This window comes from Streptomyces sp. NPDC002076 (assembly GCF_053593835.1).
This window is the reverse complement of record NZ_JBSFDI010000016.1, coordinates 134357-158379: the sequence shown is the minus strand read 5'-3', so window position 1 is coordinate 158379 and position 24023 is coordinate 134357. Positions and strand designations below refer to the sequence as shown.

21 protein-coding genes are annotated in these 24023 nt (G+C 71.7%); 13 read left to right on the top strand and 8 right to left on the bottom strand.

Annotation, left to right across the window (positions count from 1 at the left end):
- Positions 1-114 precede the first annotated feature (114 nt).
- From ACWCQS_RS30420 to ACWCQS_RS30410, 3 genes are all read right to left on the bottom strand, one after another.
- Positions 115-1380, bottom strand: coding sequence for an NAD(P)/FAD-dependent oxidoreductase (locus ACWCQS_RS30420; RefSeq protein ID WP_451007415.1), 1266 nt, complete (start codon positions 1378-1380; stop codon positions 115-117).
- Positions 1381-1484: 104 nt separating this feature from the next.
- Positions 1485-2768 (bottom strand): deoxyguanosinetriphosphate triphosphohydrolase, encoded by a 1284-nt coding sequence (locus ACWCQS_RS30415; RefSeq protein WP_451007414.1) that lies wholly within the window; start codon positions 2766-2768, stop codon positions 1485-1487.
- Between the two features lie 133 nt (positions 2769-2901).
- Positions 2902-3762: a sirohydrochlorin chelatase gene (locus tag ACWCQS_RS30410; RefSeq protein WP_451007413.1), complete on the bottom strand. Its 861-nt coding sequence runs from the start codon at positions 3760-3762 to the stop codon at positions 2902-2904.
- Positions 3763-3925: 163 nt separating this feature from the next.
- Here ACWCQS_RS30410 and ACWCQS_RS30405 point away from each other — a divergent pair, with 163 nt between their 5' ends.
- The 3 genes from ACWCQS_RS30405 (at position 3926) to ACWCQS_RS30395 (ending at position 8282) form a co-directional block, all read left to right on the top strand.
- Positions 3926-4606 (top strand): SanA/YdcF family protein, encoded by a 681-nt coding sequence (locus ACWCQS_RS30405; RefSeq protein ID WP_451007412.1) that lies wholly within the window; start codon positions 3926-3928, stop codon positions 4604-4606.
- Between the two features lies 1 nt (position 4607).
- Positions 4608-6077: a membrane-associated oxidoreductase gene (locus ACWCQS_RS30400; RefSeq protein ID WP_451007411.1), complete on the top strand. Its 1470-nt coding sequence runs from the start codon at positions 4608-4610 to the stop codon at positions 6075-6077.
- A 99-nt stretch (positions 6078-6176) separates the two neighbouring features.
- Complete coding sequence (locus tag ACWCQS_RS30395; RefSeq protein ID WP_451007410.1) at positions 6177-8282, top strand: molybdopterin oxidoreductase family protein; 2106 nt, start codon at positions 6177-6179, stop codon at positions 8280-8282.
- Positions 8283-8605: 323 nt separating this feature from the next.
- Here ACWCQS_RS30395 and ACWCQS_RS30390 read toward each other — a convergent pair whose 3' ends face one another.
- Entirely contained in the window at positions 8606-9061 is a 456-nt protein-coding gene (locus tag ACWCQS_RS30390; RefSeq protein WP_451007409.1) for a gamma-glutamylcyclotransferase family protein, read from the bottom strand.
- 139 nt (positions 9062-9200) lie between these two features.
- Between ACWCQS_RS30390 and ACWCQS_RS30385 the strand changes: the two genes are divergently transcribed.
- From ACWCQS_RS30385 to ACWCQS_RS30375, 3 genes are all read left to right on the top strand, one after another.
- Complete coding sequence (locus ACWCQS_RS30385) at positions 9201-10853, top strand: M4 family metallopeptidase (RefSeq protein ID WP_451007408.1); 1653 nt, start codon at positions 9201-9203, stop codon at positions 10851-10853.
- A gap of 281 nt (positions 10854-11134) precedes the next feature.
- The gene (locus ACWCQS_RS30380) at positions 11135-11641 is read left to right on the top strand and encodes a hypothetical protein (protein ID WP_451007407.1); all 507 of its coding nucleotides are present in this window, start codon (positions 11135-11137) and stop codon (positions 11639-11641) included.
- Positions 11642-12413: 772 nt separating this feature from the next.
- Positions 12414-13067 (top strand): class F sortase, encoded by a 654-nt coding sequence (locus tag ACWCQS_RS30375; RefSeq protein WP_451007406.1) that lies wholly within the window; start codon positions 12414-12416, stop codon positions 13065-13067.
- Here ACWCQS_RS30375 and ACWCQS_RS30370 read toward each other — a convergent pair.
- On the bottom strand, positions 13064-13180 hold the full coding sequence (locus ACWCQS_RS30370; protein ID WP_451007478.1) for a hypothetical protein: 117 nt from the start codon (positions 13178-13180) through the stop codon (positions 13064-13066). The two genes, ACWCQS_RS30375 and ACWCQS_RS30370, sit on opposite strands and share 4 nt — an antisense overlap.
- 225 nt (positions 13181-13405) lie before the next feature.
- Between ACWCQS_RS30370 and ACWCQS_RS30365 the strand changes: the two genes are divergently transcribed.
- The 5 genes from ACWCQS_RS30365 to ACWCQS_RS30345 all read left to right on the top strand — a co-directional run bounded on the left by ACWCQS_RS30365 (position 13406) and on the right by ACWCQS_RS30345 (position 19051).
- Positions 13406-14623: an NAD(P)/FAD-dependent oxidoreductase gene (locus tag ACWCQS_RS30365; RefSeq protein WP_451007405.1), complete on the top strand. Its 1218-nt coding sequence runs from the start codon at positions 13406-13408 to the stop codon at positions 14621-14623.
- On the top strand, positions 14623-17223 hold the full coding sequence (gene nirB / locus ACWCQS_RS30360; RefSeq protein ID WP_451007404.1) for a nitrite reductase large subunit NirB: 2601 nt from the start codon (positions 14623-14625) through the stop codon (positions 17221-17223). The genes ACWCQS_RS30365 and nirB overlap by 1 nt, the downstream gene beginning before the upstream one ends.
- Positions 17220-17570 carry a nitrite reductase small subunit NirD gene (gene nirD, locus ACWCQS_RS30355; RefSeq protein WP_451007403.1) on the top strand — a complete coding sequence of 117 codons (351 nt, stop codon included), beginning with the start codon at positions 17220-17222 and terminating at the stop codon, positions 17568-17570. The genes nirB and nirD overlap by 4 nt, the downstream gene beginning before the upstream one ends.
- A gap of 60 nt (positions 17571-17630) precedes the next feature.
- A complete protein-coding gene (locus ACWCQS_RS30350) occupies positions 17631-18215 on the top strand; it encodes a TetR/AcrR family transcriptional regulator (RefSeq protein WP_451007402.1) in 585 nt (194 codons plus the stop codon).
- Between the two features lie 74 nt (positions 18216-18289).
- The gene (locus tag ACWCQS_RS30345) at positions 18290-19051 is read left to right on the top strand and encodes an SDR family NAD(P)-dependent oxidoreductase (RefSeq protein ID WP_451007401.1); all 762 of its coding nucleotides are present in this window, start codon (positions 18290-18292) and stop codon (positions 19049-19051) included.
- 10 nt (positions 19052-19061) lie between these two features.
- On the opposite strand, the gene ACWCQS_RS30340 is transcribed toward ACWCQS_RS30345, so the two are convergent.
- Genes ACWCQS_RS30340 through ACWCQS_RS30330 form a run of 3 tightly spaced genes read right to left on the bottom strand, consistent with a single transcriptional unit; the run spans position 19062 to position 22061 of the window.
- Entirely contained in the window at positions 19062-19895 is an 834-nt protein-coding gene (locus ACWCQS_RS30340; RefSeq protein WP_451007400.1) for a carbohydrate ABC transporter permease, read from the bottom strand.
- Positions 19888-20790, bottom strand: coding sequence for a carbohydrate ABC transporter permease (locus ACWCQS_RS30335; protein WP_451007399.1), 903 nt, complete (start codon positions 20788-20790; stop codon positions 19888-19890). The genes ACWCQS_RS30340 and ACWCQS_RS30335 overlap by 8 nt, the downstream gene beginning before the upstream one ends.
- Complete coding sequence (locus ACWCQS_RS30330) at positions 20787-22061, bottom strand: ABC transporter substrate-binding protein (RefSeq protein WP_451007398.1); 1275 nt, start codon at positions 22059-22061, stop codon at positions 20787-20789. The genes ACWCQS_RS30335 and ACWCQS_RS30330 overlap by 4 nt, the downstream gene beginning before the upstream one ends.
- A gap of 237 nt (positions 22062-22298) precedes the next feature.
- On the opposite strand from ACWCQS_RS30330, the gene ACWCQS_RS30325 reads away from it, so the two are divergent.
- Together ACWCQS_RS30325 and ACWCQS_RS30320 are read left to right on the top strand one after the other, a co-directional pair.
- Complete coding sequence (locus ACWCQS_RS30325; protein WP_451007397.1) at positions 22299-22874, top strand: DUF4232 domain-containing protein; 576 nt, start codon at positions 22299-22301, stop codon at positions 22872-22874.
- Positions 22875-23272: 398 nt separating this feature from the next.
- Entirely contained in the window at positions 23273-23998 is a 726-nt protein-coding gene (locus ACWCQS_RS30320) for a hypothetical protein (RefSeq protein WP_451007396.1), read from the top strand.
- The last annotated feature ends 25 nt before the right edge of the window (positions 23999-24023 follow it).

Here is a 24023-nt window from a genome sequence, read left to right as displayed (position 1 = left end):
GATTCTACGGGGCGGGACTGACACACCCGGGGCGCGCTGACCGGCCCCCGGCCGGGGGTCCGGGGGTTGTCCCCCGGGTATCGCAGCACGGGGGTGCTGTGACAGTCCCGGTCCTCAGGAAGTCAGGCTCTCCAGCGGCACGTGCGGGTCGGCCAGGGCCTCCGTGTCCACCTGGGCCCTGGAACAGATCAGCTTCTGGATCTGGTCTGTGACATCCCACACGTTCACGTTCATCCCCGCCAGCACGCGTCCCTCCAGCACCCAGAACGCGATGAACTCCCGCTTCCCGGCGTCACCCCGGATCACCACCTGGTCGTACGACCCGGCCGGCGCCCATCCGCTGTACTCCATGCCCAGGTCGTACTGGTCGGTGAAGAAGTACGGCACCCGGTCGTAGACGATGTCCTGGCCCAGCATCGCGCGGGCCGCCGCCGGTCCGCCGTTCAGGGCGTTGGCCCAGTGCTCCACCCGCAGCCGGGTGTCGAACCGGGCCAGCGGGAAGGACGCCACGTCACCGGCCGCGTAGACGTCCGGGTCGGACGTGCGCAGCCGCTCGTCGACGACGATGCCGCCGCCGAGCGCCCGGTCGGCGATCTCCAGGCCCGCCGCCTCCGCGAGGCCGACCCGGGGCGCCGCCCCGATCGCGGCGAGCACGTCGTGCGCCGGGTGCTCCTCGCCGTCGTCGGTGCGGACCGCGAGGACCATGCCGTCCTGGCCGATGATCTCGGTGAGCTGCCGCCCGAAGTGGAAGCGGACGCCGTGCTCGCGGTGCAGCTCGGCGAAGACGCCGCCCAGCTCGGGGCCGAGGACGCCGTGCAGCGGGGTCGGCGCCGGCTCGATCACCGTGACCTCCGCGCCGTACTGGCGGGCCGCCGCCGCGACCTCCAGGCCGATCCAGCCGGCGCCCGCGATCACGATGTGCCCGTTGTCCCGGCCGAGGGCCGCGAGGACGCCCTTGAGGCGCTCGGCGTGGGCGAGGCGGCGCAGGTGGTGCACGCCCGCCAGGTCGGTGCCCGGGATGTCCAGGCGGCGCGGCTCGGCGCCGGTGACCAGCAGCAGCTTGTCGTAGCGGACGAGGGTGCCGTCGTCGCCGAAGCGGACCGTCTTCGCGCTGCGGTCGATGCGGTCCACGAACTGGCCGAGGTGCAGCTCGATGTCGTTCTGCGCGTACCAGGCCGGCTCGTGCACGAAGACGCTGTCGCGTTCCTCCTTGCCGAGCAGATAGCCCTTGGACAGCGGCGGTCGCTCGTAGGGGTGGTCGCGTTCGTCACTGATCAGTATCACCCGGCCGGTGAAGCCCTCCGCCCGGAGCGTCTCGGCCGCCTTCGCGCCGGCGAGTCCGCCCCCGACGATGACGAATGTCTGATCCGCGTCGACCACTTGATGCCTCCTCGTAAGGGTGCCGCCACATGCGAGCGTCCCGCACCGGGCGTGCTGCGGGAAGAGGGAGTGACCCGATCAGGCCACGGACGGTCATGTTCCTCTCACATATGCCCCGTAAGTCTCGCGTGCAGCGAGCGCGCGGAGGCGTCCGTGAGGGAGGCGATCTGGTCGACGATCACCCGCTTGCGTGCGTGGTCGTCGTCTGCCCCGTCGAACAGGGCCCGAAACTGTGGATCCAGCCCGTCCGGCGCGCGGGCGGTGAGCGCCTCCGCCAGCTCCGCCACGACGACCCGCTGGTCCGCGCGCAGCCGCTCCTGCTCGGCGCGCTGCATCACATACCGGTCCGCGACCGCCTTGAGCACCGCGCACTCCATGCGGGCCTCGCGCGGTACGACGAGTTCGGCGTCGTAGCGGGTGAGCCGGCCGGTGCCGTACGCGACGCGGGTGGCGCCCTCGGCGGCCAGGCAGAACCGGCCGATGAGCTGGCTGGTGGCGTCCTTCAGGCGGGCCTGGGCGCCCGCCGTGCCGTCGTAGCCGTGCGGCCACCACTCCTCGTCCTGGAGCCGGTCGAGGGCGGCGGCCAGTTCGGCCGGGGCGGTGTCCGCGGGAACGTATCTGCCGATGGCGACCTCGAACACCGCCTGCCGCTCGGGCTCGGCGTGCAGGCAGTTGGGGTCGATGTGACCGGCGTGCAGGCCGTCCTCGACGTCGTGCACCGAGTACGCCACGTCGTCCGCCCAGTCCATGACCTGGGCCTCGAAGCAGGTGCGGGTGCCGGGGGCGTGCGCCCTGACCCAGTCGAACACCGGGCGGTCGTCCGCGTAGACACCGAACTTCCTCGACGCCGGGTCGGTGGGGTGGGCGCCGCGCGGCCAGGGGTACTTGGTGGCGGCGTCGAGGGTGGCGCGGGTGAGGTTGAGGCCGACCGAACGGGTGCCCCCGGCAGTGAACCGTTTGGGCTCGATACGGGTGAGGAGCCTGAGGGACTGGGCGTTGCCCTCGAAGCCGCCGCAGTCGTCCGCGAAGGCGTTCAGCGCCTGTTCGCCGTTGTGGCCGAAGGGCGGGTGGCCGAGGTCGTGGGCCAGGCAGGCGGCCTCCACCAGGTCGGGGTCACAGCCCAGGGCCGCGCCGAGCTCCCGGCCCACCTGGGCGCATTCCAGGGAGTGGGTGAGCCTTGTCCGGGGGCTGGCGTCCCATGCCTGGCTCTGGCTGCCTGGCGTGACGACCTGGGTCTTGCCTGCCAGTCTTCTGAGCGCGGCGGAGTGCAGGATGCGGGCGCGGTCGCGTTGGAAGGCGGTGCGGCCGGGGCGTTTGTCGGGCTCGGGCACCCAACGCTCCGCTGAGGTTGGATCGTAGGGGCCGTTGTCGAGTGCGGTGCCTTCCATTCTTCGACAGTATGCCTACTCATCTGCCCTGTTCTGTTTTGAGGCGGGTGCGGCTCGTGTGCGGCTTGTCGCGCCCACGCGGCGGAGCCGCATATCGACACAGCCCCGCGCCCCCTTTTCGCAGCCCCTTCTTTCAAGCCGAAGCCAGTTCCGCCTGCCTCGTCACCCGTGCCTGGTCGTACCGGTGCAGGATCAGGCGAGCCATCGCCGGATGCGCGCCCAGAGGGGCCGACGCCATCCACGGCGCCGCCTGAGCGCACTGCGTCGCGAAACGCCCCGGCGCCGTGAAGTACGACGCGACCGCCACCTTGTGCCGGCCCCTCGCCGCCAGGGCCCGTACCGCTGTCGGGACCGTCGGGGTCGCCGCCGAGGCGTAGGCCGGGACGACCGGGACGCCCAGCCGGTCCGCGAGGAGGCGGGCCGTGCGGCGGGTGTCGGAGGCCGAGTCGGGGTCGCGGGAGCCGGCGGCGGCCAGGACGACCGCGCTCGCACGACGGGTGGCCGCGTCCATGGCCGGGGGCCAGCCGGACTCGACCAGGCGGTCGTAGAGGGTCTCCACCAGGAGCGGGTGCGGGCCGAGCGGGGTGGCCAGGCGGGTCGGTGCCGGTGCGGCGGCAGCCATCTCGGGGATGTCCTGTTTGACGTGGTAGCCGCGCGAGAGGAGCAGCGGGACCAGGACGGCGGGGGTGTCGCCCAGGGCGGCGAGGGTGTCCGGGAGCAGGGGCTCGTTCAGCTCGATGTGGCCCAGGTGGACGGGGAGGGCGGGGCGCAGTTCGCGCACCCGGTCCGCGAGCGTCCGCACGGTCTCCAGCGCGCGCGGGTCGCGGCTGCCGTGGGCGACCAGGACGAGGGCGGGCGGGGCCGTGCGGCGGTGGCCGAGCGGGGAGACGAGCCGGAGCCGGCCGGCGAGCCGGCTGCTGATGCTGTCCATGAGGTGCGCCGTGCTGTCGAGGTGGATGAGGGACTCGGAGCGGGGAGGGTGCGACGCCGTCATGAAAGGATCCTGACGGGGCCAGGTTGCGTGGCAGTTGCCGGGCCGTCACGAGCGTTTTCCGCTGCTTCACGTCGTACGGATGCTCGATGTGAGGCGAACCGGACGGCTGCCGGTGGCGTCCTCCATGGTCGGAACCGGTTTGCACCGAGCCCTGGGGGACCGTATGAAGATCCGTCGACCGCGGCTGCCGCGCACCCGCACGGGGCAGCGGCGGCTGGTGCAGGCCGTGATGGCCGGCTGTGTCCTGGCGCTGCTGCCGGCGACCTGGCTGTTCGTGTCCACGGCGGATCGGCTGCGCACGACGGCCGAGGCCCCGCCGGCACCCGTCGCGGTCGTCTTCGGTGCGGGGCTGTGGAACGGGGAGCCGTCGCCGTATCTGGCGCACCGGCTGGACGCGGCGGCGCGGCTGTACCGGGCGGGGCGGATCAAGGTCGTGCTCGTCACCGGGGACAACAGCCGCAAGGACTACGACGAGCCCGATGCCATGCGCGCCTACCTGGAGAAGCACGGGGTGCCGGGCCGGCGGATCGTCAGCGACTACGCCGGGTTCGACACCTGGGACTCCTGTGTGCGGGCCAAGAAGATCTTCGGTGTGGACCGGGCCGTGCTGATCAGCCAGGGTTTCCACATCCGGCGTGCGGTGGCGCTGTGCGAGGCGGCGGGGGTGGACTCGTACGGGGTCGGGGTGGCCGACAAGCACGACGTGACCTGGTACTACGGCGGGACCCGGGAGGTGTTCGCGGCGGGCAAGGCGGTGCTGGACGCGGTGTTCCGTCCGGATCCGACCTTCCTCGGCCCGCGGGAGCACGGGGTCACCGAGGCGCTCGCTCAGGCGCGGGGCTGACGTGGAGATCACGGACCTGACGCCCGCCGAGCGCCGCGTCCGGGAGGCCTTCCCGCTCGGCGAAGGGGTCGACTTCCGGGAGGGCGAGGACGAAGACCCCGCGCAGGGTGCGTCCTGGGGTCCGGAGCGGACGCTGCGGGCGGAGGTGCTGCGGGAGCTGCTGCTGGACGGGCCGGTGCGGGACGGGCGGATCGCCGGGCTGAAGGTGTGGGGGGCGCGCATCACCGGGCGGCTGGACCTCAAGTACGGCACCGTCGGCCATCCGGTCCGGCTGCGTTGCTGCCACTTCGAGGAGGCGCCCGATCTGTACGGGGCGCGGGTCGTCGTGCTGGTCCTGAGCGACTCGGTGCTGCCGGGGCTGACGGCCGGGAACCTGCGCGCCGAAGGCGTCGTGCGGATCAGCTGCTGCCGGATCGCGGGGCCGGTACGGCTCCAGGGGGCGAAGCTGTCCGGAGCGTTCTTCGCGGGCGGTGCGCGGCTCGGCAGTCCCGGCGAGGTCCCCGAGGAGCCCGTGCTCCAGCTCAACCACGCCGAGGTGGCCACCGACGTGTGGGCACCCGGGCTGGTCGCGCACGGAAGGGTGCACCTGAACGGGGCGGTCGTCGGCGGACAGGTCAATCTCAACGACGCCGAGCTGAACGCCCCCGGCGGCTCCGCCCTGCACGCCGAGGTCCTGACGGTCGGCACCGACCTGCACGCCATGCGGCTGCGGACCCACGGCCGGGTCAATCTGGCCGGTGCCAGGATTCCCCGTCAGCTCAACCTCGCCCATGCCCGTCTGTCCAACCCGGGCGGCCAGGCCCTGCGCGCCAGCAGCGGTGTCATCGGCGAACTGTGGCTGCGTGACGCCGCGCCCGTCGAGGGCGCCGTCAACCTGCGCCGCGCCCAGCTCGACCTGCTGCACGTGCCGCCCGAGGTGTGGCCCGAGCGCGTGCAGCTCGACGGGCTCGGCTATCGCGTCCTGACCCCGCACCTCCCGGCCGAGCAACGTCTTCCGCTGCTGGAACGCGAGCCGGACGGCTATCTCCCCCACCCCTACGAGCAGCTCACCACCGCATACCGCACGGTCGGCGACGACGCCGCCGCGCGCACCGTCCAGCTGGCCAAGCTCCGTCGCCACCGCCGTACCCTGCCGCCGTACGCCCGGCTGTGGGGCTTTCTCCAGGACGCGGCCGTCGGCTACGGCTTCCGTCCGATGCGGGCCGCGGGCTGGCTGCTGCTCCTGCTGTGCACCGGCACGCTCGCCTTCGCCCTGCACCATCCGCCCGCGCTCAAGCCGTCCGAGGCGCCCGCGTTCAACCCGCTCTTCTACACCCTCGACCTGCTGCTGCCGATCATCGACTTCGGCCAGGAGGCGGCGTACGCGCCGCGCGGGTGGTACCAGTGGCTGTCGTATCTGCTGATCGTCACCGGCTGGGTGCTGGCGACGACGATCGCGGCGGGCGTGAGCCGCTCGCTGAGCCGGCAGTAAGGGACCTCACGGCGTCACCGGCCCGGCGGGGAGGTCGCCGTGCCGGGCGTGTAACGGGAGGCGGTCGGGGCCGTAACACGCCCGCCGCACGCTGGCGGCATGGAACCGATCGCCTCGACGCCCACCCACTGCCCGTACTGCGCCTTGCAGTGCGGGATGAACGTCACGCCCCTGCCGCAGGGGGGCGTCGAGGTGACCGAGCGGACGGACTTCCCGGTGAACCGGGGCGCGCTGTGCGGCAAGGGCCGTACCGCGGCCGAGGTGCTCTCGCCCGCGGTACGGCTGACCTCGCCGCTGGTGCGGTCCGGGGGCCGGCTGGTCGAGGCGGGCTGGGACGAGGCCCTGGACCGGATCGCCGAGCGGCTCGGGAACACGCGGGAGGAGTACGGCGCGGACGCGCTGGGCGTGTTCGGCGGGGGCGGGCTGACGAACGAGAAGGCGTACGCCCTGGGGAAGTTCGCCCGGGTGGTGCTGGGCACCTCGCAGATCGACTACAACGGCCGGTTCTGCATGTCGTCGGCAGCGGCGGCGGGCACGAAGGCGTTCGGGCTCGACCGGGGCCTCCCTTTCCCCCTGGAGGACACACCGAAGACCGGGTGCGTGATCCTCGTCGGGTCGAACCTCGCGGAGACCATGCCGCCCTCCCTGCGCTTCTTCAGCGAACTGCGGGAGAACGGCGGCACGTTGATCGTCGTAGACCCGCGCCGGACGAGGACCGCCGAGCAGGCGGACCTGCACCTGGCCCCCCGGCCGGGCACCGATCTCGCCCTGGCGCTCGGCCTGCTGCACCTGGTGGTGGCGGAGGGCCGGACGGACGAGGAGTACATCCGGGAGCGGACGACGGGCTGGGAGCAGGCGCGCGCGGTGGCGATGGCGCACTGGCCGGAGCAGGTGGAGCGGATCACGGGGGTGTCCGTTCCGCAGCTCCGGGAGGCGGTACGGCTGTTCTGCGAGCCGGAGTCGGCGATGGTGCTCACCGCACGCGGGCCGGAGCAGCAGTCCAAGGGCACGGACACGGTCGGCGCGTGGATCAACCTGTGCCTGGCGACAGGACGCGCGGGGCGGCCGTTGAGCGGCTACGGCTGTCTGACCGGGCAGGGCAACGGGCAGGGCGGCCGCGAACACGGCCAGAAGGCCGACCAGTTGCCCGGCTACCGCAAGCTGGACGACCCGGCGGCGCGGGCGCATGTGGCCGGGGTGTGGGGCGTGGACCCGGATACGCTGCCCGCCCCCGGACGCAGCGCGTACGAGCTGCTCGACGCCCTCGGCACGGACATCCGGGCGCTGCTGCTGATGGGATCCAACCCGGTGGTGTCGGCGCCGCATGCGGCGCATGTCGAGGAGCGGGTCAGGTCCCTTGATTTCCTTGCCGTTTGCGATGTGGTGATGTCGGAGACGGCCGAGCTGGCGGACGTGGTCCTGCCGGTCACCCAGTGGGCGGAGGAGACGGGCACGACGACCAGCCTGGAGGGCAGGGTCCTGCTGCGCCGCCAGGCGGTCACGCCGCCGCCCGGGGTCCGCAGCGACCTGTACGTCCTGCACGAACTGGCGGCCCGGCTGGGGGTGGAGAAGGGCTTCCCGACAGACGCGGAGCAGGTCTTCGAGGAGCTGCGCCGGGCGAGCGCGGGCGGTCCGGCGGACTACTCGGGGATCACGTACGGGCGGCTGGCGGAGGAGAACGGGGTGTTCTGGCCGTGCCCGCAGAACGCGGACGAGGATCCGGAAGGCGAGGTGGCTCACCCGGGCACCCCGCGCCTCTTCCTGGACCGCTTCGCCACGCCGGACGGCCGGGCCCGGTTCGCCCCCGTGACCCACCGCCCGACGGCGGAGGAACCGGATGCCGAGTATCCGCTGCTGCTGACCACCGGCCGGGTGGTGTCGCAGTACCAGTCGGGGGCGCAGACCCGGCGGGTGGCCGAGCTGAACGCCGCCGCTCCCGGCCCCTTCGTGGAGCTCCACCCCCGCCTCGCGGCCCGGATCGGCGCGGCCGAGGGGGATCCGGTGACCGTGACCTCCCGCCGGGGCCGGGCGACCGCCCCCGCCCGGATCACCTCCGCCATCCGCCCCGACACCGTCTTCATGCCCTTCCACTGGCCCGGCGAGGGCCGCGCCAACACCCTGACCAACCCGGCCCTCGACCCGACGTCCCGGATGCCGGAGTTCAAGTCGTGCGCGGTGCGGGTGGAGGTCGTGGGGCCACGGTAGGAGCGGGGATCGGTCCGCAGGTCACGGCGGGCAGCGGCCAACCTTTTCCGGGGCAGTGACGCCCGTTTGCGGGTCCGTGGCCAGGACCGCGTCGCCCGCCTTGATCTGACTGATCGGTTTCGATGAGCCGTTGGCCAGGCGGACCCCGGTCTTCGACTCCGGCGATCACGTCAACCTCACGGCCGACGGCTGCAAAGCCATCACCGACACCATCGACCTGACCACACTCGGCCCCGACAACTGACCACCCACCCACCGGCAGACGACGCCCCCGCAGGCCAGCGGCCACGCGGGGGCGATCTGCGTGCCCGCGGAACTCCGCGTCAGCGCCGGGACAGCCAGTCGCCGTCCTCGATCGGCTTTCCCTCGGCGCGCAGGCGCGCGGCGACGGGCGGGGCGGCCAGGTAGACCCAGGCCAGGGTGGTGGTGTTGTCGGTGGTGCGCGTGACGTTGCGGGCCGCGCGTTCGTAGAGGTTGCAGGGGTCGCCCGGGGTGTACTCCTCCAGGCGGTCCAGGGCGGCGAGCAGTTCGGTGTACGACTCCGGGCGGGCCGTGATCAGCTCGCCCCGGATCTCGCCGCCCGGCCGGTCCACGGCGTAGGGGTAGCCGGGGCCGTCGTACAGCGCGGCGTCCCGCAGGCGGGCCGGTTCCTCCGACGCGGTGCGGCCCCGCAGGAACAGGTCGTGGTTGGCCTCGCCGGGGCGCAGGGTGCCGTAGACGAAGAAGGGCAGGGGGGTGCCGGGCTCCTCAGGGTCGTTCTCGTGCTCCTCGGTGATCACGGAAACGATTCTCCACCCCCTTCGGCTCCTCACACATCTCCATGAAGGGGCTATGGACATGACATGTCAGGGCCCCTTAAATCTCTGGGGACATCAGCGCCGCCCCCACGCCTTGACGGGCGCTTTCCCGAGGAGATCCATGAGCCGGATACGCCAGCACGTCCGAGGATCCCGTCGTCTCGCCACCACCGCCGGCGTCGCCGTCACCACCGCGACCCTGCTGTCCCTGGCCCTCTCCCCCGCCGCCCACGCCGACGCCAGACCGACCAGGGCCACCGCGATCCAGCACGCCGCGTCGGCGCTCCTGGCCCACGCCGCGAGCCTCGGCCTGACCTCCGCCGAGGGCACCAGCGTCCGCGATGTCATCGTGGACAAGGACGGCACCCAGCACGTCCGCTACGACCGCACCTACCACGGACTGCCCGTGCTGGGCGGCGACTTCGTGGTCCACCTGACCCCGGACGGCGCCTACCGCAGTGCGAACCGGGCCACCCGCGGCACGATATCCCTCACTTCGATCCTCCCGAAGATCTCCGCGCCCAAGGCCGCCGACCTCGCCGTGAACGCCCTGCGCGCCGTCAACCTCGGCAACACCCTGAAGCAGGTCAAGGCCAAGCCCGAACTGATCGTCGACGCCCTGCACGGCACCCCGAAGCTCGCCTGGCGCACCAACGCGGTCGGCCTGGACTCGCTCGGCAACCCGGTCGCCCGGACCGTGCTGACCGACGCCCGCACGGGGCGGCAGATCGACGCCTGGGACAGCATCGAGACCGCCGCCGGCGACGGCAAGTCCCTGTACAGCGGCACGGTGCCGCTGGAGACGACCCAGTCGGGATCGTCGTACCAGCTCAAGGATCCGACGCGCGGCAACACCTACACCGGTGACGCCGAGGGCAAGACGGACCTGTGCTTCTTCGGCATCTGCTTCAGCCGGGCGCCCGCGGACCTGTTCACGGACGCCGACAACCACTGGGGCACCGGCACCACCTCCGACCGCGCCTCGGCGGCCGTCGACGCCCAGTACGGCACGAACATGACCTGGGACTACTACAAGAACGTCCAGGGCCGGAACGGCATCGCGGGCGACGGCAAGGGCTCGTACAACCGCGTCCACTACGGCAGCAACTACAACAACGCCTTCTGGGACGACAGTTGCTTCTGCATGACGTATGGCGACGGTGACGGGACCACCTTCGGGCCGCTGGTCGCGCTCGACGTGGCCGGGCACGAGATGACCCACGGGGTGACGTCGAAGACCGCCGCGCTGACCTACTCGGGCGAGTCCGGCGGGCTCAACGAGGCCACCTCGGACATCCTCGGCACGATGGTGGAGTGGTACGCCAACAACCCCTCCGACCCCGGCGACTACCTCATCGGCGAGAAGATCGTGAAGTCCGGCTTCGGCCACACCGCCCTGCGTTACATGGACAAGCCGTCCAAGGACGGCAACTCGGCGGACTACTGGAGTTCGTCGGTCGGGAATCTCGACGTCCACTACTCCTCCGGTGTCGCCAACCACTTCGCCTATCTGCTGGCGGAGGGCAGCGGCCCGAAGACCATCAACGGCGTCAGCTACGACTCGCCGACGTACAACGGCTCCACGGTCACCGGCATCGGCCGGGACAAGGTCGGCAAGATCTGGTACCGGGCGCTGACGGTCTACATGACCTCCTCGACGAACTACGCGGGGGCCCGCACGGCGACCCTGAACGCCGCCAAGGACCTGTACGGCGCGGGCAGCACCGAGTACAACGCGGTGGCTGCGGCCTGGAGCGCCGTCAATGTGAACTGACGGTCCTGGGGTCCGGTCGGCGCCTTGCCGCTCCACGGCGAGGCGCCGACCGGACCCCGTTCAAGGCGGCGTAACTCCATTCGTGTTCTTTTCATACTTGCTGGTCCCGTGATCCCGGGATACGCCTGTGACCTGCCGGAACGCGGTGGGGGCTAGACCGTGTGGGGGTCGGGGGCGACACCCGTTCACCGCATTTCTGACGGATCATCAGGGAGCGGAACTCCCGGACTGCGGCTTACCTCGGAAACGAAGAGACCGAGACGAGAGCCCTGGGAGCCACCATGCGACGCACCGCTCGCCTGCTGTCCGGTGCCGCGCTCGTCATGGCGGCCGCCGCACCCGCCTGGGCCGGCACCGGCAGCCTGGACGTGTACCCCTCCAACGTGGTGCCCGGCGGCCAGGTCTCGGTCAACACGGCCGCGTGCGGCGACAAGGGCTCGGCGATCGGGGACGCCGGCGCGGTCGGCGCCGGCACCTTCACGCTCGCGCCCAGCTCGCACAAGGGCGAGGCGATCGGGCAGTTCCAGGTGCCCGAGAGCGCGCAGCCGGGGACGTACGAGATCGTCGCCAGATGTTCCGAGGGCACCCGGCAGGTCACCGGCGACCTGGTGGTGGCGTTGAGCGCGGCGCACGAGCAGGTGCAGCCGCGGGGAAGTGTGAAGACGGGGGTCGGCGGCGCACTCGGCGCCGGCCCCGTGCAGACCGCGGCGGGTGTGGCGGCGCTGGCCGTCGCCGCCGCGGGCGGTACCTGGCTCCTGCATCGCCGGGCGAGAGGCGACGGGATCTGACGGACACCCTCCGCTGTCCGTCAGCCGGTACCGCACATCCCGCCCCCTCCAGGTCCGACGCCCCTCGCGGCCCGGAGGGGGAGGGGGCCGATGGGGCCAGCCCCCGGTGCTCCGGGTTCCTTCCGCCCCAGGGTCTTCGGGGTCCGGCCTCCGGGCCTACGAGGACCCGCCCCCGGTGTTCGAGGGGTCCGGCCTCCGCTCTACGGAGGTCAGGCCCCCGGGTCTCGGGGGTCCAGCCTCCGGCCACGGAGGCCAGACCCCCAGGTCCATCCGGGGTCCAACCTCCGCCCCACGGAGGCCAGACCCCCAGGTCCATCCGGGGTCCAACCTCCGCCCCACGGAGGCCAGGCCCCTGGTCTTGGGGGTCCAGCCTCCGGCCGACGGAAGTCAGGCCCCCGGGTCCATCCGGGGTCCAACCTCCGCCCCACGGAGGCCAGACCCCCAGGTCCATCCGGGGTCCAACCTCCGCCCCACGGAGGCCAGGCCCCCAGGTCCATCCGGGGTCCAACCTCCGCCCCACGGAGGCCAGGCCCCCAGGTCCATCCGGGGTCCAACCTCCGCCCCACGGAGGCCAGACTCCGGGCCTTCCGGGGTCCAGCCACCGGCCCACGGCCGCGCCTCCCCTCCATGGAGGTCCCGGCCTCCGGCCCACGCAGGGTCCGCCCATGGCCCACCGAGGTCCGGCCTCCAAGCCCACGGAGGCCCGCCCACCGGCCCACGGAGGCCCCCGCCTCCGGATCTACGGGGGTCCGCCTCCGGGAGAGGTGTTCGTATGCGCAGCAGAACCACGCGCGACAGGCTCGGCGACACCGCGATAGCCGCGGTCACCGTCGTGGCCCTCGGCTCCGGGGTGTGGCTGCTCGGCGGTGGCGCCGGGACGCACGCGCCGCCGCAGCCCGCCGCGGTCGAGGGGCGCCCGGAGCCGGGGGGTGACCGGCTCGCGGCACCCGCCCTCGCCCCGTCCCTACCCACCCGCATCCGCATACCCGAGATACGCGTGAACGCCCCGCTGATGGGCCTCGCCCTCACCCGCTCCGGCAGCCTGGACGTCCCCCCGGCCCAGAACAAGAACCTGGCCGGCTGGTACGAGGCCGGCACCATACCCGGCGAGACGGGCACTGCGATCGTCGCCGGCCATGTCGACAACACCGAGGGCCCCGCGGTCTTCTACGACCTGGGCGCGCTGAAACGGGGCGCCCGCATCGAGGTGGACCGCCGGGACCGCTCCGTGGCCGTGTTCACCGTGGACGCGGTGGAGGTCTACGCGGCGAGCAACTTCCCCGACGAGAAGGTCTACGGCGCGGCGCCCCGCCCCGAACTCCGCGTCATCACCTGCGGCGGCGGCTACTCCAGGGCCACCGGCTACCAGGGCAACGTGGTGGTCTTCGCACACCTGACCGGGAGCCGCGCCCCTTCGCCACACTAGTGTTCCGGTTCGCCGCCGAGGACACGCTCCCTCCCCCATGCCCCGCGCGGCGCCGGCGTCTCGTTCAGAAGCGCGCCCCGGCGAGTCAACGAGTACTCGCCCCGCGACGGCACCTCCTCGTACTCCTCGCGGTGCACAATCCCGTCGGACGGCCAGGAGGACACCACCGGCCTGGTGGACCTGCTGCGCCGCCGAGAACCGTCCGCGCCGCCTCACAGCCCTCCCCCGCCCGCACACGGACCCCTCACACCCCCCGCCCGCCCCCGCTGAGGGCAGCGTTCCTCACGGGAAACAGACGTGATGCGGCCGGGTAACGTCCGGACCGCACGCTCGAGGGCATGACCTCGAATACGCGTGTGGTGGTGATCGGCGCCGGCCTCGCGGGCGTACGGCTCGCCCGGCGGCTCGGCGAGCTGGGCACGCCCGCGCTGCTCGTCGGCGAGGAGGAGCACCCGCCGTACAACCGGGTGCTGCTCGCCGAGGTGCTGGCCGGCCGGTACGCCCCCGAGGTGATCGGTCTGCCGGCGCCCGAGGGCCTGGTGCGCGCCCGGGTCACCGGTATCGACCGGGCCGCCCGGAGCGTCGAGTGCGCCGACGGCTCCTCGATCGCATACGACACGCTGGTTCTCGCCACCGGATCCAATCCGGTGCTGCCGCCGCTGCGCGGTCTGTTCACCCCGGATCACCAACTCCCCGAGGGCGTCCACGCGTTCCGCACGATGGACGACTGCCTGGGGCTGTCCAAGGCGGTCCGGCCGGGTGTACGCGCGGTCGTCATCGGCGGCGGGCTGCTCGGCGTGTCCGCCGCCCGCGCGCTCGCCGTGCGCGGCGCCCAGGTCGTCCTCGCCCAGCAGGCCGAGCGGCTCATGGAGCGCCAGCTCGACCCGGACGCCTCGCGGCTGGTGCTGCGGCATCTCACGGACCTGGGCGTCGAGGTGCACACCGAGTGCCGGGTGCGGGACGTGCGCTCGGTCGCGGGGGCGGTCCGCTCGGTGGAGCTGGCCGACGGATACGCCCTGGACGCCGACCTCGTCGTGGTCGCCTGCGGGGTGCGCCCGCGCACCTCGCTCGCCGAACAGGCCGGTCTCGCCGTGCACAAGGGCATCCTCGTCGACGACGAACTGCGCACCTGCGACCCGCACATCCACGCCGTCGGCGACTGCGTCCAGCACGACGGCACGGTCTACGGCCTGGCGGTCCCGGCGCTGGAACAGGCCGACGTTCTCGCCGAGTTGCTCGCCAAAGACCCGGACGTGCGCTATGCCGGCACCCGCTCCCTGACCCGGCTGACCCTCACCGGACCGGGCTCCTCCTTCGACCTGGCCGCGTTCGGCGAGACCGAGGCGCGCCCCGGCGACGACGTCGTACGGCTCGCCGACGCCACCCGCGGCACCTACCGCAAGGTCGTCGTGCGCGACGACCGGCTGGTCGGCGGGGTCCTCGTCGGCGAACTCGGCACCGTCGGCGCGCTCGCCCGCGCCTGGGAGGGAGCAGAGCCGCTCCCGACCGGCGGCGGTCCGCTGCTCCATCTGCTCACCAACGACGGAGGCTCCTGATGTCCACGGACACCACCCCCACGATCGTGCTCGTCGGCCACGGCATGGTCGGCCAGCGCTTCCTCGAAGCGCTGGCCGAGCGCGGCCTGACCGCCACGCACCGCGTGGTCGTGCTGTGCGAGGAGCCGCGACCGGCGTATGACCGCGTGCAGCTCACCTCGTACTTCTCGGGCAAGACCCCTGAGGACCTCTCCATGACCGACATGGGGTTCATCAAGGACCACGGCATCGAGCTGTACGTCGGCGACCCGGCGGAGACGATCGACCGCGAGGCGAGGACGGTCACGGCCGGGTCCGGCCGGGTCTTCGAGTACGACACCCTCGTCCTGGCCACCGGCTCGTACCCGTTCGTGCCGCCGGTCCCGAACAAGGACGCCGAGGGCTGTTTCGTCTACCGCACGATCGAGGACCTGCTCGCCATCGAGGAGTACGCGAGGACGCGGGCGACGACCGGCGCCGTGGTCGGCGGCGGACTGCTCGGCCTGGAGGCGGCCGGCGCGCTGAAGGGGCTCGGACTGGCCACGCACATCGTGGAGTTCGCGCCGCGCCTGATGCCCGTACAGGTCGACGAGGGCGGTGGCGCGGCGCTGCTGCGCACCATCGAGGGCATGGGCCTGACCGTGCACACGGGTGTGGGCACCCAGGAGATCCTCACCGGTGCGGACGGCTCGGTCAGCGGCATGAAGCTGTCCGACGGTTCCGAACTCGCCGCCGACATGGTGGTGTTCAGCGCGGGCGTGCGGCCCCGCGACCAGCTGGCCCGCGACTGCGGCCTCGCGGTCGGCGAGCGCGGCGGCATCACCGTCGACGAGCAGTGCCGTACGGTCGGCGATCCGCACGTCTTCGCGATCGGCGAGTGCGCGCTGGCGGCGGACGGCCGGGTGTACGGCCTGGTGGCCCCCGGCTACGAGCAGGCGCAGACGGCCGCGGCGACGATCGCCTCCGACGAAGCCGCTTTCGCCGGCGCCGACCTGTCCACCAAGCTGAAGCTGCTCGGCGTGGACGTGGCGTCCTTCGGCGACGCACACGGCACCACCGAGGACTGCCTGGACGTCGTCTACTCCGACTCCCGCGCCGGCCTGTACAAGAAGCTGGTCATCGGCCCGGACGGCACACTGCTCGGCGGCATCCTGGTCGGTGACGCGGAGGCGTACGGCACCCTGCGCGCGCTGACCGGTTCGGTGCCCCCGATCTCCCCCGAGTCGCTCGTCCTGCCCGCCGGAGCGGGCTCGGGGGCCCAGCTCGGCCCGTCCGCGCTGCCGGACGAGGCGGTCATCTGCTCCTGCCACAACGTCAGCAAGGGCACGATCCGCGGCGCGGTCACGGAGCACAAGTGCACCACCGTGCCCGAGGTGAAGAAGTGCACCAAGGCCGGTACCGGCTGCGGAAGCTGCGTCAAGGTGCTCGGCCAGCTCGTCAACGCCGAGCTGGAGGCGTCCGGCGTCGAGGTCGACAAGGGCCTGTGCGGCTGCTTCGTCCAGACCCGCGAGGAGCTGTACGAGATCGTCCTCGCGCTGCGCATCACGTCGTACCAGGACCTGCTGGACCGGTACGGCCGTGAGGGCGCCCGGGGCGGCGACGGCTGCGAGGTCTGCAAGCCGGCGGTCGGCTCGATCATCGCCTCCCTCGCCCCGACGATCGGCGCGAGCGGCTATGTCCTGGACGGCGAGCAGGCGGCCCTGCAGGACACCAACGACCACTTCCTCGCCAACCTGCAGAAGAACGGCTCGTACTCGGTAGTGCCGCGCATCCCCGGCGGCGAGATCGCGCCCGGGAAGCTGATCGTGATCGGCGAGATCGCCCGGGACTTCGGCCTCTACACGAAGATCACCGGCGGCCAGCGGATCGACATGTTCGGCGCGCGGGTGGAGCAACTGCCGCTGATCTGGGCCCGCTTGGTGGACGCCGGCTTCGAGTCGGGCCACGCGTACGGCAAGGCGCTGCGCACCGTGAAGTCCTGCGTCGGCTCCACCTGGTGCCGTTACGGTGTCCAGGACTCGGTCCGCATGGCGATCGACCTGGAGCTGCGCTACCGGGGCCTGCGTTCCCCGCACAAGCTGAAGTCGGCGGTCTCCGGCTGCCAGCGCGAGTGCGCCGAGGCCCAGTCGAAGGACTTCGGAGTGATCGCCACGGCGAACGGCTGGAACCTGTACGTCGGCGGCAACGGCGGTGCCACCCCGCGCCACGCGGACCTGCTGGCCCAGGACCTGTCCGACGCCGAACTGGTCCGCTTGATCGACCGTTTCCTGATGTTCTACATCCGCACGGCCGACCGCCTGGAGCGCACCTCGGCCTGGCTGGAGCGGATCCCGGGCGGCCTGGACCACGTACGGGACGTGGTGGTGCACGACTCGCTCGGCATCTGCGACGAGCTGGAGCGGCTGATGCGGGCGCATGTCGCCCACTACCGCGACGAGTGGGCGGAGACCATCAACGACCCCGAGAAGCTCGCCCGGTTCGTGTCCTTCGTGAACGCCCCGGACACCCCGGACCCGGTCGTCGCCTTCGTCCCCGAGCGCGACCAGATCAAGCCCGACCTGCCGCTGCTGAACATCGGCCTGCGGCCCGCCGACGACATCCTGGAAGGAAGCGCCCGATGACCCTGGCTGTCGAGACAACCGACCTGAAGGTCCAACTCCGGCTCGACGACGGTTGGTTCACGGCCTGCGACCTGAGCGCGCTCACCCCGGGCCGCGGGGTGGCCGCCCTGCTGCCGGACGGCCGCCAGGTGGCCCTGTTCCGCGACCGCGCCGACCGCCTGTACGCCGTCGACAACCGCGACCCCTTCACGGGCGCGGCGGTGCTCTCCCGCGGCCTGACCGGCACCCACCGGGACCGCCCGTTCGTCGCCTCCCCCCTGCTCAAGCAGCGCTTCGACCTGGCCAGCGGGGAATGCCTGGACGACGAGGAGGTGCGGGTGGCGGCGTACGAGGTGCGGGCCGCCTGACACGGGCCTCGACCTCCCTGGATCTTGACCGAACGTTTCAGTAATCCCTAGGCTGCCTGCATGGCCAGGACGAAGGAATTCGATCCCGATGCCGCCCTGCAGGCAGCCCTGGAGCTGTTCTGGCGGCGCGGCTACGAGGCGACGTCGATGGCCGAGCTGGTCGAGCACCTCGGCATCGGCAGGGCGAGCCTGTACGCGACCTTCGGGAGCAAGCACGAGCTGTACCTGAAGGCGCTGGAGCGCTACGAGCGGTCGGGGCTCACCCGGATCGTGCGGGAGCTGTCCCAGCCGGGCGCCGCCCTGCCGGCCGTACGGGCGGTCGTACGGCGGTACGCGGCGGAGGCGGCCGACGAGCGGTTGCGGCTGAACGGCTGCCTGATCACCAACACGGCCGCCGAACTGGCCCCGCACGACCCGGCCGCAGCCCGGCGCGTCGAGCGCAACTGGGACCATCTGGAGACGCTGCTGCACTCCGCGCTGGCGCGCGCCCAGAGCCAGGGCGAGTTGCCGACCGGCCGCGATCCGCTCGCCCTGGCCCGCACCCTGCTGGTGCTGATGCAGGGCCTGCGGGTCGTCGGCAAGGCGTCGGCGGACCCGGCCCGCGTCCGGGACGCGGCGGAGCAGGCGCTGGCCCTGCTCGACTAGCCGGACACCCTCCCTCCGGAGGGCGTTTTTCCTGGCCCCATACTGAACCGATCGTTCTGCAAAAGGAGATCCCCATGCCTCGCTTCTCCGGCCGGACGGCCCTCGTCACCGGCGCGGGATCCGGCATCGGCAGGACCGTCGCCCTCGCGCTCGCCGACGAGGGAGCCCGGGTCGTCGTCGCCGGACGGCGGCCCGATCCGCTGGCGGAGACCGTCCGGCTGATCGAGGAACAGGGCGGCAAGGCCCTCGCCGTGACCACCGACGTCTCCCGCGCGGCGGACGCCGACGCGGCGGTCCGGGCCGCCGTCGAGCACTTCGGCTCGCTCGACGTGGCGGTCAACAACGCGGGCGTCTTCCGGGGCGGGCAGCCCCTCGTGGACCTTCCGGAGGAGGACTGGCACACCCAGCTCGCGACCAACGTCACCGGCGTCCTCCTGGCCCTCCAGGCGCAGATCCGCCAGATGCGCAGCCAGCCGGCGGGCGGCGCGATCGTGAACATCTCCTCCACCTTCGGCCTGCACACCGCCTCCCCCGGAGCCGCCGCGTACTCCGCGACCAAGGCCGCGGTGACCGCGCTCAGCCGGGGCGCCGCCCTGGACCACATCCGCGACGGCGTCCGGATCAACGTGGTCAGCCCCGGCGCCACCGAGACCCCCATGTCCCTGCGCCCGGGCGAGACGGAGGCGGACCGGGCCGAGCGCGCGCGGGGCACCCTGCCGCTCGGCCGCATCGCCACCACCCGGGAGATCGCCGCCGCCGTCCTCTACCTGGCCTCGGACGACGCGGCCTCGGTCGTGGGCACGGACCTGGTCGTGGACAGCGGCGGCACGCTGTAGAGGCATGCGGTCAGTCGATCCCCGACCGCTCCATCCCCGCCACGATCCACCTCTGGAAGCACAGGAACGCAAGCAGCAACGGCAGGATCGACACGGCAGCCGCGACGAACAGCTCGTGCAGCCGGACGACCTGGGACGTCATGAAGGACGACAGCGCCACCTGCACCGTCCAGGCGCTCTGGTCCTGCCCGATCACCAGCGGCCACAGGAAGGAGTTCCACGCGCCGAGGAACACGATCGTCCCGACCGCCGCGAACACCGGCCGCGCGTTCGGCACGACCACCAGCCAGTACGTCCGCCAGTAGCCGAGCCCGTCGACCTGCGCCGCGTCCTCCAGCTCCCGGGGAAAGCCGAGGAAGTACTGCCGGAACACGAAGCAGGCGAAGGCGGAGAACAGGGTCGGGACGATCAGCCCCCGGAGCGTGGAGATCCAGCCCAGCGACGACACCAGTACGAAGCTCGGTACGAAGGTCACCGCGGCCGGGACCAGCAGGGTGCCGAGGATGCCGTAGAACACCTTGTTCGCGTGCCGGTACGGGATGCGGGCGAGGCCGTAACCGGCGAGGGAGGCGAGCGCCAGGGTGCCGAGCGTCGTGGCGACGGCGATCAGGCCCGAGTTGAGCAGGGACCGGGCGAACGGCACGGACGGGTCGTCGAACAGCTCCCGCACGTTCCCCCACCTCACCTCACCCGGAAAGAAGGTCCACTCGGGCGAGGTGATGTCCTGTTCGCTCGCCAGCCCATTGCGCACCAGCAGATAGAAGGGGATCAGGAACACCAGGGCCAGCGCGACGAGCAGCACCACCCGCAGCGCCCGCCCCACCCGTACCAGGGCGTCATCCATCGGCGTCCGTCCTTCCCAGCCGCAGCCACCGCGCCTGCCCCACCGTGACGACCGCGATGACCAGCGCGAGGATCACCGCGCCGGCGCTGCCGAGCCCGAGGTTCTGCCCTTGTCCGAGGGCGGTGTAGTAGAGGTAGACCAGGGGCGGGCGGGCGTACGGCGGATAACCCCGCGCGTCCGACAGCAGGTTGTAGAACTCGTCGAAGGCCTGGAAGGCGTTGATGACGAGCAGCAGCACCACCGCGACCGAGGTGGCCCGCAGCTGTGGCAGGGTGATGTGCCGCAGCACCGTCCAGCCCGGCGGGGCCCCGTCCACGGCGGCCGCCTCGTAGAGCACCGGATCGATCCGCTGCAGCCCGGCCAGGAAGAGGATCATGTAGAAACCGGCCTGCAGCCACAGCCGTACGGTCACGATGACCAGCCAGTACCAGGGCGGATCGGGAGTGGCGAGCCAGGCGACGGGATCCTGGCCGATCCACCCGAGGACGGTGTTGGCGAGCCCGAACCGCACCCCGTTGAAGATCGACATCTTCCACACCAGGGCGGCGACGACGTAACTGCACGCGGCCGGAAGGAAGAAGACGGACCTGAAGAACGCGCGGGCGTGTTTCAGGCGGTTGACCATCAGGGCGAGGGAGAGCGAGAGCAGGTAGGTGACCGGCACGATGAAGGCGGTGAAGACGAGGAAGGTCTTCAGGCTGTCGACGAACGCGTCGTCCTTCAGCATCGCCGTGTAGTTGTCCAGCCCGACGAAGTGCGTGGGCGTGACGGTGTTGTGGGCGTCGAAGAAGCTCAGGCCCACGCTCCACAGCAGCGGAACGTACGTGAACAGCGCGAGCCCGAGCGCGAACGGCCCGACGAACACCCAGAACCAGAGTGCCCTGCGCCGCCTCACGACGCCTTCTTCACCTTCTTCGCGCCCTTTACGCGGTCGAGTTCGGCGGCCACCTTCCGTACGACGGCCCGCAGTTCGCTGTCCGGACTCGCCCCGCTCCTGATGATGCGGCTCAGCGCGTCCTGGTAGGCGGTCTGGGCGGCCGGCGTCCACAGCAGCGGCTGGGCACAGCCGTGGTCGGTGGTGAAGCGTACGGCGTCGGCGGCGGCCCCCGACCGCAGCGCGGTGGCCCTCCTGGCGAGGGAGGTCCGGGCCGGGATGTGAAAGCCGTACGACAGCGCGAAGTCCTCCTGGTAGTCGGTCCGTTGGACCCACAGCCAGCGCACGAACTCCTTTGCGGCCTCCTTGTGCCGGCTGCGGGCGCTGACGGCGGCGCCATAGGCTCCCACCGGGACAGCGGGCCGGCCTTCGCCGTCCTTGGGGAAGGGCAGGACTCCGAAGTCGTCCCCCAGCTCCTTCTCGATCTGCGGCAGCGCCCACAGCCCGGACCACTGCATCGCGGTCAGCCCCTGGATGAAGGCGGACGGGTCGGACCAGTCGGCGGGCGCGCCGAGGAGGAGGGACTTGTCGGCGTACAGCCGGTGCAGCTTGCCGAGGGTGCGGGCGGCGGCGGGATCGTCGAAGCCGACCTTGCCGTCCTCGGTGACGAGCCGCAGCCCCGCGGCGTACAGGGGCGTGCCGCCGAGCACTCCGGCTCCGCCGTCGTTGCCGAGGAACAGTCCCTTGACCTTGCTGCTGGTGAGCTTCCGCGCCGCGTCCACGAGGGCGTCCAGCGTGTCCGGCGGCTCGACCCCGGCGTCCTGCAACAGGCTCTTCCGGTAGTAGAGCATCTGCATGTCGACGACCTGCGGAATGCCCCAGACCCGGCCGTCGTAGGTCTTCGGCGCGAGCACGGCCGGATTGAAGTCGTCCCGGACGTCCCTGACGAGCTCGGTGAGGTCGACGACCTGACCGCCCTGGATCTGATCCAGCGTCGGCCCGTTGACCTCGAAGACGTCCGGCCCGGAGTCGGTGAGCAGGGCGGCGGCGGTCTGCTGGTCGTAGTTCCCCGGCCGCCACTGCACTTTGACCCGCGCCTTGCGGTAGGCGGCGGCGTACCGCTCGACGGCCTGCTCGGTACCGGCCTCACCGTACTGGTGATACCACTGCGACAGCTGCGTCCCGTCGGCGTCGCCGCCCCCACGCCCGGTGTCGGTCCCGCAGCCGGTGAGTAACCCGGCACCTGCCGCCGCGGCTCCCGCGACCAGCACTCCCCTACGGCTCATCGTCATCGTCGGTGCCCCCTGACGTCGGTCATCCTCGTCATCGATGCACGGCCCAACGATCAACCATGCGGGTCGATTACGAAAGATGCGTTGCGGCCGTGTGTCAGCAGGGGCGGGGGGCACCCGGAACGCATGTGCTGGCCGCGGGCCGTCTCGGGTGGCGATGCAGAACTTTTCCGGCTCAGGGTGCATCCAAGACAGTGACCTGCATCCACCCGTTCGCCCGATGGAGGCGGATGTGTCATGTTTCCGTATCTGAATTTCCCGAATCATCCGAGTCCTCGTCCTCGGAGAGCCCTCCGGACACTCCCCAGGCGCGGCCCGGCGGCCGTCCTGACCGCCGCGCTCCTCGGTCTCACGGCCGCGGGAGCCGCGTGGAGCGCGACCCCGGCGGCGGCACGGACCTCGGCCACCGTCCGGACCTGCGCCGTCAGCGACCTCTACCTCTCCATGGGCCGCAAGGAAGGCGCGGCGGGCTCGCTGTACTGGCCGATCCGGTTCACCAACACCAGCACGACCAGCTGCGCCCTGCGCGGCTACCCGGGCGTCAGCGTCCTGGACACCGCGCACCACCGGATAGGCCCGGCCGCCACCCGCAGCGGCCGCTCGTACGGCACGGTCACGCTCGCCCCCGCCCATTCGGCGTCGGCGATCGCCCGCACCACCAACGGCCCGGTGGGCGGCCCCTGCCTGCGCACCGGCACCTACCTGCGGGTCTACCCACCGGCCTCCCACACCGCAACCCTGGTCCCGGCCACCTGGACGACCTGCTCGGGCATCTTCCAGGTCGGTCCGGTGAACGTCGAGGGTGCCTTCTGAGAGGGGGCGGAAGAGCCGAAGGGGCGGCACCCACACCAGGTACCGCCCCGAGCGACTTGCGCGCCTCTCAGGCCCGCCGGATCAGCACCGGGCCGCATGTCAAGCAGCGACTCGCCGATGCTTCCCGGCGACCCACCACCATTGCGGGTGACTAGATGTCAGAAGATCACCCGCAAGGGCTAACGGCCGCTCAACTCCGCCTATCGGCACGGAGGTTGCTGGCTCATCAGCTCTGCTTCAGAGCGGGATGGAAGGCCTCCGCATACCCGATCAGTCCCACGAAACCGAGATCCCGATTCGCTCGATATGACAGCAATAAAGGGTGTTAGTACGTTCAATCTCGCACCGGCTGCCACAGCGGGCGCTTCCCTCTCGGTCTCAGAAGGAGAACAAGCGGCATGTCCATGAACCGTTCCCACGCGATCGCCACGGCCGTCGCGGCCGCCGCGGCCCTGACCGCGACTGGTATCACCTACGCCTCGGCCGCCTCACCGCCGGTTCCCCAGTCCGCCCCGGCGGCTGCCATGGCGGCACCGCTCGGCGGTCCCAGCACCCCCAACACCGAAGGCAAGGGCAACGAAGGAAGAGGAGGAAGGGAGTTCCGCCCCCACTTCGAGGGCAGGGTCTTCATCAACGAGCGCGAATACTCCGGCCGCCCCGACGGCTGCATCACCGTCATCAGCGGCCTGGGTGCCAAGACCCTCAACATCCGCAACGACAGCCACAACGTGGTCGAGGTCTTCCGCGGGGCCGTCTGCGACAACGGCGCCCCCATCGCCATCGTCGGCCCCCACAGCGACGCCAACGGCGTCTGCCCGAGGTTCAGGGACGACGACGAGCGCGAGCGCGAGCACGAGAACGAGAACTGCGAGGAGCGCGAGCACCACGAGAAGGGCGAGCACCACGAGAAGGGTGAACACCGCGAGAAGGGCGAGCACGACGAGAAGGGTGAACGCCACGAGAAGGGCGAGCACCACGAGAAGGGTGAACACCACGACGACGAGGACGGCGTGAAGGTAAAGAACGGAGTCATCGCCAGCTTCCGCGTCATCTGTCGCCATGGCGAGGGCGGCGGATTCGGCGGATTCGGCGGATTCGGCGAGGGCGGCGGATTCGGCAATTAATGCCAGCAGCTGCCCGATGCGCATG